This is a genomic window from Rhodococcus sp. P14 (assembly GCF_000256505.1).
GTDB lineage: Bacteria > Actinomycetota > Actinomycetes > Mycobacteriales > Mycobacteriaceae > Rhodococcus > Rhodococcus ruber.
In genome coordinates this window covers 1-9,731 of sequence record NZ_AJFC01000165.1, presented here as the reverse complement: position 1 = coordinate 9,731, position 9,731 = coordinate 1, and the positions used below count along the sequence as shown (strand labels likewise).

The following is a 9,731-nucleotide window of genomic DNA, read 5'->3' as shown; positions in this document are numbered from 1 at the left end:
CCCCCCCCCGCCACCATCGGCAGCCGGACCTCGCGCTGGCCGACGAGCACGGAGATCTCCGGCCGGGCGCCGGCCGCGCGCAGTGCCGATTCCACCGCGTCGACCATCGAGGCGCCCGTCGGCGCGAACACCATGGGAATGTCCGGCAATTCGGACAGGTGGATCGGGCCCTCCGGAACCTCGAACCCCGGCGGATACGCCAGCCAGTACTCCTGTTCGCCGAGTTCGATCACCTCGAGTCCGTCACCGCCCTCGAGCGGCAGGTGCGCGACGACGAACTCGCAGTGGCCATCGCGAATCAACGACGCGACCTGCTCCTCGTCGCGTAGCGGCGAGAGCCGCACCGCCACTTTCGGATACTCGCGCCGGAACCGGGCGATCAGTTCCACCAGCGGTCCGACGGACAGCGACGGGAACGCCATGATGTCGAGCCGGCCCGCGACCGCGCCGTCGGACGTGGTCAGCAACTCCTCGACGGCGGTCACGTCGCGCAGGATCTGCCGGCTCGGGCCGACGAGGCTGCGCCCGGCTGCGGTGAGGACCATGCCGCGGCCGATGCGGTGGAACAGCTCGACGCCGAGTTCGCGTTCGAGGCTGCGCAGCGCCTGCGACACCGTCGGCTGTGCGACGCCGAGCGCGGCCGCCGCCCCGTTGATGCCGTTGTTCTCGACGACCGCGAGGAAGTACTCCACCTGCCGGAAATCCACAGTCCTACGCTCCCTGTCGCAGTGTCGAGGCGACCTCGAGGAACGCCGCCGCGGCCGGCGACGGCTCACCCGCACGCAGCACCAGCCCGACCGGCCGCGTCAGCGGCGGTTCCAGGGGCCGCACCGTCACCGTGGGCATCTGCTGTTCGGCCACCGGCCTGGGCACCACCGTCGCGCCGGTGCCCAGGCACACCAGCTCCCACGTCGCCGCCGGGTGGGCGCAGTCGACGACGACGTTGGCGGCGTTCTCGGCGAGCAGCTCACCGGCCTTCGCTGCGTTGGTGCGGTCACCGACATCGACGACGAGCGGCACGTCCCGCACACGGACGCGCGGGACCGGATCCGGCAGGTCGGCCGCGAGGTCGTGGTGGAGGGCGAGCACGAGTTCCTGTTCGAACAGCGGCACGGTGATCATGCCGGCGTGTTCGACCGACAGGTCGGTCACCCCGATCTCGGCCTCCCCGCGTCGCAGCGCGGTGTGCACACCGCCCGGGCCGTCCGCGTCGACGATCCGCACCAGGATGTGCGGGTAGCGATCACGGAAGCGGCGCGCGAGCTCGATCATCGGATCGAAGGAGAACGACGAGTACGTCACCACGTCGACGCGGCCCGAGACGAGTTCGCGTACCGCGGCCACCTTCGCCTTCGCACGCTCGACGTCGGCAAGGATCCGGCGGGCCGCTACGTCGAGGCGGCGTCCGTCCTCTGTCAGCGTGAGCCGGCGTCCCGTGCGGTCGAACAGGGTTGTGCCGAGCCGACGTTCGAGAGTCCGGATGGCCTGCGACAGCGACGGTTGCGAAATGTAGAGGGACTGGGCGGCCTTCGTGATCCCACCTCGGTCGACGACCGCGACGAAGTAGGTGATGAGGTGAAGGTCCACTCGCTTATCGTACGGGGGTGGCCACGGCCGGCGTCCAGCGGTCCGGATCGGTGCCGCATCCGGTGACCACTCCCCGGTCGGCGAGAACCAGCAGGTGGGCGTCGGTCTCGCGCACCGCGAGCCGGCGCAGCCGCGGCGACATCGTCTCGAACGGCCGGGACCACGAGATCCGGGTGGAGACCTCCCATGCCGTGGATCCGGGATGCCGGGAGACGACGTCGGCGATCTCGTCCAGCCGTTCCTCGTGGTGGCCGAGCAGCGCCTGCGCCCGGGAAGCGACACCGCGGAAACGGTATTCGTGCGCGGGGAAGACCTCACCGTCGGGCAGGCCGACGGTGGCGTGCAGCGACAGCAGGTAGCGGTGCAACGGATTCGGCAGCTCACCCGGGATGGTGGAGATGTTGGGGCTGATGCGGGGGAGCATGTGGTCGCCGCTGAACACCAGTTCGTGGGTGTCGTCGACGAAGCACAGGTGACCGGGGGTGTGGCCGGGCGTCCACACGGCGCGCAGATCCCAGCCGGGCAGGTCGAGGGGGGTGCCGTCGTCGAGTACGACGTCGAGCGATTCGCACGGCCCGAAGCGGACCAGTTCCATGACCTCGCCCGATCGGACCTCCTCGGGCGCTCCGAGCCGGGCCAGCTGCCGGGCCCACGACGCGGCGTACCCTTCCCGGTCCGTCGCGGTGTGGTGGCCGAGCAGCGACGCGTCGGCGGCGTGCATCGCCAGCGCGGCACCGCTGACCTCGCGCAGCCGCGGCGCCAGACCGAAATGGTCGGGGTGCAGATGGGTGATCGCCGCGAACCGGACCTCGGTGACGTCGTGCCCGGTCTGCCGGATCCCGTCGACCAGGGCCTGCCAGGACTGTTCCGAGTCCCAGCCGACGTCGATCAGGGCCAGGCCGTCGGGCAGGGCCAGGGCGTAGACCAGCACGTAGCGCAGCGGATTGTTCGGCATGGGCACGGGAATCGACCACAGCCCGGGCCGGACCTGCTCGACCGGCGGCAGCTCACCGCGCCGCCACGCCTCCTGCTGCACGACGCCGACGACCTCGACCGCCGTCATGACACGTCCTCCGCGAGGCTGTCGCGCAGCGTGCGTTTGAGGATCTTGCCGCCGGCGTTGCGCGGCAGCTCGCTCACGAAGTGGATGCGCTGCGGCTTCTTGTAGGAGGCGAGCCGGCCGATGGTGAACGCGACCAGTTCGCTCGCGTCCGGCGCGGCGGTACCGTCGGCCACCCGCACGACGGCGGTGACGGCCTCGCCCCACTTGCGGTCGGGCACCCCGATCACGGCGACCTCGGCGACGGCGGGATGCTCGGCGAGCACCGACTCCACCTCGATCGGGTAGACGTTCTCGCCGCCGGTGATGATCATGTCCTTCACCCGGTCGGTGACGAACAGGAAGCCGTCCTCGTCGAGGTGGCCGGCGTCGCCGGTGCGCAGGAACCCGTCGTCGGTGAACAGCGCCGCGGTCTCCTCCGGGCGCCGCCAGTAGCCGGACGTGTTGTGCCGGGAGCGGCACACGATCTCGCCGGACTGTCCGACCGGCAGGTCCTCCCCGGTCACGACGTCGCGGATGGCGATCTCCACCCCGGGCATCGGGCGGCCCGCCGAGCGCAGCAGGTAGGAGCGCGGACCGGTCGGGTCGTGGTCCTCGACGCGCAGTGCGGTGACGGACCCGCTCGTCTCCGTCATCCCGTAACGCTGGACGAAGCCGCAGCCGAGGGTGCGCACGGCGCGCCGCAGCATCGTCGGGGTGACCGGGGAGGCGCCGTAGAAGATCAGCTGCAGGCTCGACAGGTCGAACGAGTCCAGGTCGGGCAGGTCGAGCAGCATCTGCACGGTCGCGGGCACCAGGAACGCGTGGGTGATGCCATGCTGCTCGACGAGCGAGGCGACGGTGCGCGGATGGAACTCGCCGAGCAGGACGGCGTGCACCCCGGCGGACAGGCAGGTGCTCAGCCAGCCGGCGCCGGCGATGTGGAACAGCGGCATCGCGTTCAGCGCCACCGACTCGGGCTGCCAGTGGTAGATGCGCTGCCCCTCCTCGTCGTTGTGGAGGTTGCGGTGCGTGATGAGCCCGCCCTTCGGCGTGCCGGTGGTGCCGGAGGTGTAGAGCTGCAACAGGACCGCGTCGGGATCGTCGCCGCGGCCGGGATCGTCGTCCGTGCCGCTACCGGCGAGTCGTTGCCACGTCCACGCCCCCGGCAGCAGCTCGTCGCCGGGTTCGGCGTCGACGAGGACGACGGGCAGGCCGGGCAGCGCGGCACGGATCGCCTCCGCTGCCGCGGCGAACCCGGATTCGACGACGAGCACGTCGAGTTCCGCGTCCTCGGCGATGCGGGCGGCCTCCGCCGGGGTGAGCCGCCAGTTCAGGGGGACGAACACCAGCCCCGCCTTCCCGCAGGCGACGAACGTCTCGGCGGCCTCGAGGCGCATGCGCAGCAGGGCCCCGATCCGCCCGCCGCGCCGGGCCAGCCCGTTCAGGGCGGTCGCGACCCGGTTGGTGCGCCCGTCGAGCTCGGCGAAGGTGACGGTGGTGTCGCCGCAGGTCAGTGCGAGTGCGTCCGGCCGTTCCGCCGCGTGCTGCCGGACCCGCTGCGGAAGGTGCAGACCGCTCACATCACACTCCTCGTTCCGTTCGGCGAGCGCCTCGATGCCGGGCCCGCCGTGCCCGATCAGTCGACCACCGCCGCGTCGAGGGGACAAAGTCCAAGATCCACAGCGACCGATAGCGAGTGCCTATGTCGGGGGTCGGGCAATGGGCGACTGTCCCTGCGCGTAGAAGTGCTTCTTGCGCGGGTACGGACGCGCGCAAGGAGCACAACCCCGCGCGGATGTCCGGTTCGACCCCGGGCTCAGCGCCCCAGCGCCGTGAATCTCCCCGTCACGGCGTCAGGACACCAGGAACCGGCCGAGTTGCGGCGCGGCCTCACCGGGATGCTTGGCCTGGATCCCCTCGCCGATGGCCTGGAGCTTCCAGTCCTGCCCCTGCCGGTACACCTTGGCCATCACCATGCCGGTGAACGGCATGCCGCCCTGCAGGGTGTAGCGGGCCAGCTCGGCGTTGTTGGTGCCGTCCACCAGCCGGCAGAACGCGTTCGCGACCTGCTCGAAGGTGTGGCCCTTGTACGAGGTGACGATGAACATGACGGTCGTGATGTGGGCGGGTACGCGGGTGAGGTCGACGAGCACGACCTCGTCGTCGCCGGCGCCCTCGCCGGTGAGGTTGTCGCCCTGGTGCTGGATCGAGCCGTCCTTGGAGCGCAGCTGCCCGTAGTACGCGACGTCGACGAGATTCTGGTCGGCGAACAGCACAGCCGACGCGTCGAGGTCGATGTCGGCGGCACGATTGCCGAACAGGCCCCGCTTCGCGACCGGGTCCCAGCCCAGCCCCATGCGCAGGTAGGTCAGGGCCACGCCGCCCTCCTTGCGGAGGGTGACCTTCTGGCCCTTGACGAGGCTGACGGGCCGGCTCTTGGTGAGGCTGACCTCGGGCTGGGCGTCCGGCGCCGGTTGCGGCGCGGAGGCCTGCACGTACGGCTGCGGCGGTGCCGGCTGCGGGTAGGGCTGCGGGGCGGTCGCCGGCGGGGTGGCGTAGGCCGGCGGGACGGGCGGCGCTGCCGGAGGTGCAGGCGGGACGGGCTGCGCCGGTTGCGGGGCGGCGGCCGGCGCGTCGTCGACGCTCACGCCGTGGTCGGTCACGAGCGCGGCGAATCCGCCCGCGTAGCCCTGGCCGACGGCTCGGACCTTCCAGGTGCCCTGCCGCCGGTACAGCTCGAGGGCGATCACGATCGACTCGCTGCTCAGTCCGTCGATCCGGTACTCGTAGAGGACGGTGCCCGCGGTGTCGGCGACCCGCGCGGTCGGCGGGGCGAAGCGGCCGAAGCTGCTCGACGCGTCGTCGAGGGTGATGACCGCCCGCACCTGGTCGATGTCCGCCGGCACCTGGTTCAGCGACACGGCCAGCGACGCGGCCCGGCCGGGCGCGCCGGGCACGAGCCGCACGCCCGGGCCGGTGGGCTGGTTGAAGAAGACGAAGTCGGCGTCGGAGCGCACCTTGCCGTCGGCCTTGACCAGCAGCGCGGACAGGTCGGCCGGGGTGGTCAGCTCGACGGAGACGACGACGTCGGTGGCGGTGAGGGGGCCGTTCTGACCCTTGGCGAGAGATACGGGCACGGGTGGGGTCCTCACTGTTACTGGAAACTCGGTCTCGGGAAACTCGGTCTCGGGAAATGCGGGGCGTCATTGTCACTGTACGAAGCCGCGCCGATCCGGGCGGATCGGGCGAACCAGGCGAGGATCTCCTCGCCGGCCCGGATCCCCGCCTGCCGGGTCACCGTCAGTGTCGGGTGCCGCCAGTCCAGCGCCTCGAGTTCGCCGTGGCGCGGCCGGATCGCGGCGTCGGCGGCGGTCAGCATCTCGGCGTCGAGCGCGCCGTCCCCGGCGGCGAGTACGACGGCGTCCGGGACGAGCGTGCCGTCGTCGACCAGACGTCGGCGGACCTCGGCGACCGCGCGGCTCTTGCACACCGCCGACGGCATCGTGTACAGCTTGCGGCCCTGCTGAGACGCGTTCCATCCGCGGCGCCGGCACCAGTGGTCCCATTCGTCGAGGAAGCCGACGGGTTGCGCGGCGACGTCGATCACGAGATAGCAGAACAGTTCGTCGGCGACCCGGAACTTGTGCACCCAGTCGTCGGAGATGCGGCGGCGCAGTTCGGCGGTGACCTCGTCGAGTCCGGCGCCCTCGGTGCGCACGGCCGTGTCCACCGTCCGTCGCCATCCGGCGTCCGGTACCCCGTCGGCGAGGATCATGCCGCCGTTGCTGGTGATCGCGTACCGCCACGGCGCACCGGGCAGGTCGATGCGCCGGAACTGTTCCGGGGTGCGCGTGGTGGTCGGCACCACCACCGCCGCGGCGGCCAGGTCGCGCAGGCCCTGCGCGGACGTGACGGTCAGGTACGACAGGGGCGCGCCGTCGTAGTGCTCGACGCACACCAGATCGCCGTCCGGGACGGGCGATTCGCCCATCGCGGCGCGCGAGTAGATCATCGTGCGGTCGAGGTCGGTGGCGACGAGGGTGGTGGTCACGGCAGATCCTTGATCAGGCCCATGCACGAATACGCCAGGTCGGGAACGACATCCACCGGCACGTCGCGGGCTGCGGCGAGCATCCGGATGTGCGCGTGCTCCTCGGCGTCGGCCTCGCGGACCAGCACCCGCCACGGCACGCGCCGCAGCAGCACCCGGGTGGTCTCGCCGACACCGGGTTTGACGTGGTTGACGGTGGAGATGCCGTACTCGGCCCGCACTTTCTCCACCGACTCCCAGCCCGCCCACGTGGGGGTGCGATCGGAGCGCAGGATGTTCCCGGCGGCGGTGACCGCGGCGTCCCGGTCGCCGAACTCGGCCGCGACGGTGTCGAGGAGGACGGCCGAGACGTCCTCGCCGGCGAGGACGGCGTAGAACTTCGCGCCGTGGAACTCGCCCGGACCGATCAGGGTGTCGTTGAGGACGGTGCGTGAAACCAGTCCGGACACGGTGGAATTCAGGCATGCCGAGGCGATGAGGAAGTCGTCGCGGGTGCCGTAGGTCCGCACGCAGTACCCGGGGTCGGCGAGCACGGCGAGGTCGTCGGAAAGCTCCGGGCCGCCCGCGGCCCGGTACTCGGCCAGTGCCGCCGTGAGTTCCCGGGCGATGGCGCCCTTGCCGGTCCAGCCGTCGACGAACACCACCGAGGCCGGATCGTGCCGTGCCGTCACGTGGTCGAGGGCGGCGAAGTCGATCCCACGGCCCCGCACGATCGACACCGCATAGTGCGGCAGGTTCAGTCCGTGGTGCCGCTGCGCCCAGCGGCGGATCAGGATCCCGACGGGAGTGCCTGCGCGGGCCAGCGATACGAGCGTCAGGTCCCGGCCCCGTTCGGCGAGCAGCAGTTCGGTGACGGTGCCGACGGCGTGCGCGAGGCGCCCCGCCGTCGCGGCGAGCACCTTGTCGAACAGCTCGCGGTAGGCGGCATCGGGTTGGTATTCGATCGGCAGCGACTCGGCGTAGTGGGCGAGGCCCGCCTGGATGCGGCGCTCGCGTTCGGCGACGTCGGCCTCGAGTGCGACGTGTGAGAGGTCCTTGAGGAGCCAGCTCACCTCGTCCGGGGCGTAGGAGCCGAAGCCGGGCCCGGTCAACGGGGTCGTCATCGTTCCTCCCGGTCGGCGCGCAGCACGGCGGGATCGGTGGCGGGCACGACGGCCACGACCACGTCCTCCCCGGCGGCGGTCAGCACGTCGAGCAGGCCACCGTCGGCGCGCAGACGGTCGGTGTCGGCGGGGTCGTCGAGCACGAGCAGCAGCTGTGCGCCTTCCCCTTCCGGCCACCGCGCGTTGTAGAGATAGCGCGGGACGTCGTCCGGTTCGGGTGCGGTGAAGGTGAATCCGCGGCGCAGGGGGTAGCCGGGCACGTCCCGGACGTATGCGGGGGAACGGGTGGTGGTCTGGAATCGCGTGGCAACCCCCCTGCCGGCGAGCGCGTCGGCGATGCGCAGCGGCAGGTACATCAGTTCCTCGTGACCCACGACGACGACCGGGCGTCCCGGGGTCAGGGCGGTGGTCACGGCGTCGGTGGTGCGGTCGATCGCGGTGTCGAAGGCCGTGGTGTCGGTGTGCAGGAACCCGTGCCGGCCGCCGTCGGGCACGGTCGCCGGCCACGGCAGGGTGACGAAATCGACGGTGCCGCGTTCCGGCGCAACCGGATTCAGGTCCGGGTCCGGTAGCGCGCCCACCCGCTCGGTGAGTCCGCCGGGGAGAACGGTGTGCCCCGTCGCAAGGCTCACGTGGTCGATGCGGACACCGAGCCCGGCGGCCGCTTCGGCGACGGCGCGACGGTGTTCGGCGGTGCGCATGTCCACCAGCGACGCGACGACGTACCGGGCGCGGGGACTGTGCCGGTGCAGGGCCCGGATGGCATCGACCGCGGTTGCCCCGGTGGAGATCTCGTCGTCCACCAGGACCAGCGGCGCGTCGTTGGCGAACAGTTCCGGCGACGTCGGCTGGAGCAGGTGCGACGTGGCGTGCGAGTGGCCCTCCTCGAATCCGGCGAAGGTGCCGGCGCCGGGCACGTCGCGGCGGGTGGAGTGCAGGTAGCAACGTGCCCGCAACCGGCTCGCCACGCAATGGCCCAGTCCCGTTGCGGTTTCCGCGAAACCGAGGACCACCGCATCGGACGCGGCGGAGCCGAGCAGGTCCGCGACGAGATCGCCGAGCCGGTCGCCCGCGCCGATCACCGCGGCCGGTTCGGTGGGGATGTGCTTGCCGAGGACGGTGGAGACCAGCAGGTGCGCGCGACGAGGATTGCGGCGCAGTCCCGGCACGACGAGGTCCGGCACGGTGTCGCCGGTGGCCGACGCCAGGTGTTGCAGCTCGAGCCCGAACTGTTCCGTCGCCCAAGGCGACCGCACTCCGGTGATCACCGGTCCACCAGTACCGTCAGCAGGTCCACGAAAGTCACTCCCTTGTTGGTGACGCCGAACACCGACGCGCGCAGCAACGTCTGCTCCGCCCAGGTGCGGTGCGGGCGCCGCTCGTTCATCTTGTTGCGGTATCCGGAGGCCTGTACGCCGCCCGCGTCACCGCCGAGGATGTCGATCGCGTCGTGGTACTCCTCGTGCGTCACGGCGGACAGCGCGTGCACGGCCGCCACGTGCGAGGGGTGGATCACGGTCTTGCCCTGGATGCCGTTCGCCCGGTCCAGGGCGATCTCCCGCAGCAGGCCGTCGAGATCCCGGCTGACGAGCTGCTGCCGGAACAGCACCGCGTCGTGCTCGGCGAACGGCGTGGCCCGCAGCATCGGGCGGAACATGCGCTCGTGATCGGCGAAGTACTCCCAGACCGGACCGGTGATGACGAATCCGGTGCCGTCGGTGCGGCCCAGGTAGTTGACGACGTCGGCGATGACGTCGACCACGACCCGCACGTCGTAGATGGTCAGGTCGCGGTCGCGGCGGATGCCGAAGGTGCCGCACATGTCGGTGGCGCCGATCCGCACGGCCAGCACGCGGTCGCGGTGCCCGGCGAGGAGCGCGGCGATCTGCTGGAGTTCGCCGTCGCGGGTCTGCCGGTGCACCAGCTCGGCGGATTCGAGCACCGGCAT

9 protein-coding genes are annotated in these 9,731 nt (G+C 71.5%); all 9 read right to left on the bottom strand.

Features of this window, described 5'->3' with window-relative positions; all coding sequences use genetic code 11:
• Nucleotides 1–707 (bottom strand): LysR family transcriptional regulator (locus OEY_RS0111965; RefSeq protein ID WP_043805300.1); only part of this gene is annotated, 707 nt, incomplete at its 3' end.
• A gap of 4 nt (nucleotides 708–711) precedes the next feature.
• Complete coding sequence (locus OEY_RS0111960) at nucleotides 712–1,587, bottom strand: LysR family transcriptional regulator (RefSeq protein ID WP_010594106.1); 876 nt, start codon at nucleotides 1,585–1,587, stop codon at nucleotides 712–714.
• A 4-nt stretch (nucleotides 1,588–1,591) separates the two neighbouring features.
• Nucleotides 1,592–2,650, bottom strand: coding sequence for an MBL fold metallo-hydrolase (locus OEY_RS0111955; RefSeq protein WP_010594105.1), 1,059 nt, complete (start codon nucleotides 2,648–2,650; stop codon nucleotides 1,592–1,594).
• Nucleotides 2,647–4,209 (bottom strand): long-chain-fatty-acid--CoA ligase, encoded by a 1,563-nt coding sequence (locus tag OEY_RS0111950; RefSeq protein WP_010594104.1) that lies wholly within the window; start codon nucleotides 4,207–4,209, stop codon nucleotides 2,647–2,649. Before OEY_RS0111950 ends, OEY_RS0111955 begins: the two co-directional genes overlap by 4 nt.
• Nucleotides 4,210–4,482: 273 nt before the next feature.
• Nucleotides 4,483–5,766, bottom strand: coding sequence for a TerD family protein (locus OEY_RS0111945; protein WP_010594103.1), 1,284 nt, complete (start codon nucleotides 5,764–5,766; stop codon nucleotides 4,483–4,485).
• A gap of 17 nt (nucleotides 5,767–5,783) precedes the next feature.
• Complete coding sequence (locus tag OEY_RS0111940; protein ID WP_051009379.1) at nucleotides 5,784–6,641, bottom strand: hypothetical protein; 858 nt, start codon at nucleotides 6,639–6,641, stop codon at nucleotides 5,784–5,786.
• A 35-nt stretch (nucleotides 6,642–6,676) separates the two neighbouring features.
• Nucleotides 6,677–7,783: a cysteine protease StiP family protein gene (locus tag OEY_RS0111935; protein WP_029540005.1), complete on the bottom strand. Its 1,107-nt coding sequence runs from the start codon at nucleotides 7,781–7,783 to the stop codon at nucleotides 6,677–6,679.
• On the bottom strand, nucleotides 7,780–9,051 hold the full coding sequence (locus tag OEY_RS0111930) for a phosphoribosyltransferase family protein (RefSeq protein WP_029540004.1): 1,272 nt from the start codon (nucleotides 9,049–9,051) through the stop codon (nucleotides 7,780–7,782). The genes OEY_RS0111935 and OEY_RS0111930 overlap by 4 nt, the downstream gene beginning before the upstream one ends.
• Nucleotides 9,048–9,731, bottom strand: a 684-nt coding sequence (locus tag OEY_RS0111925; protein ID WP_010594101.1) for an HpcH/HpaI aldolase/citrate lyase family protein, incomplete at its 5' end; no start/stop codon positions are given. The genes OEY_RS0111930 and OEY_RS0111925, both read right to left, overlap by 4 nt.

Excerpts from the sequence above, each read along its gene's own strand:
- OEY_RS0111955 (WP_010594105.1), bottom strand. The coding sequence starts at position 2,650 with ATGACGGCGGTCGAGGTCGTCGGCGTCGTGCAGCAGGAGGCGTGGCGG.
- OEY_RS0111940 (WP_051009379.1), bottom strand. The coding sequence starts at position 6,641 with ATGATCTACTCGCGCGCCGCGATGGGCGAATCGCCCGTCCCGGACGGC.
- OEY_RS0111935 (WP_029540005.1), bottom strand. The coding sequence starts at position 7,783 with ATGACGACCCCGTTGACCGGGCCCGGCTTCGGCTCCTACGCCCCGGAC.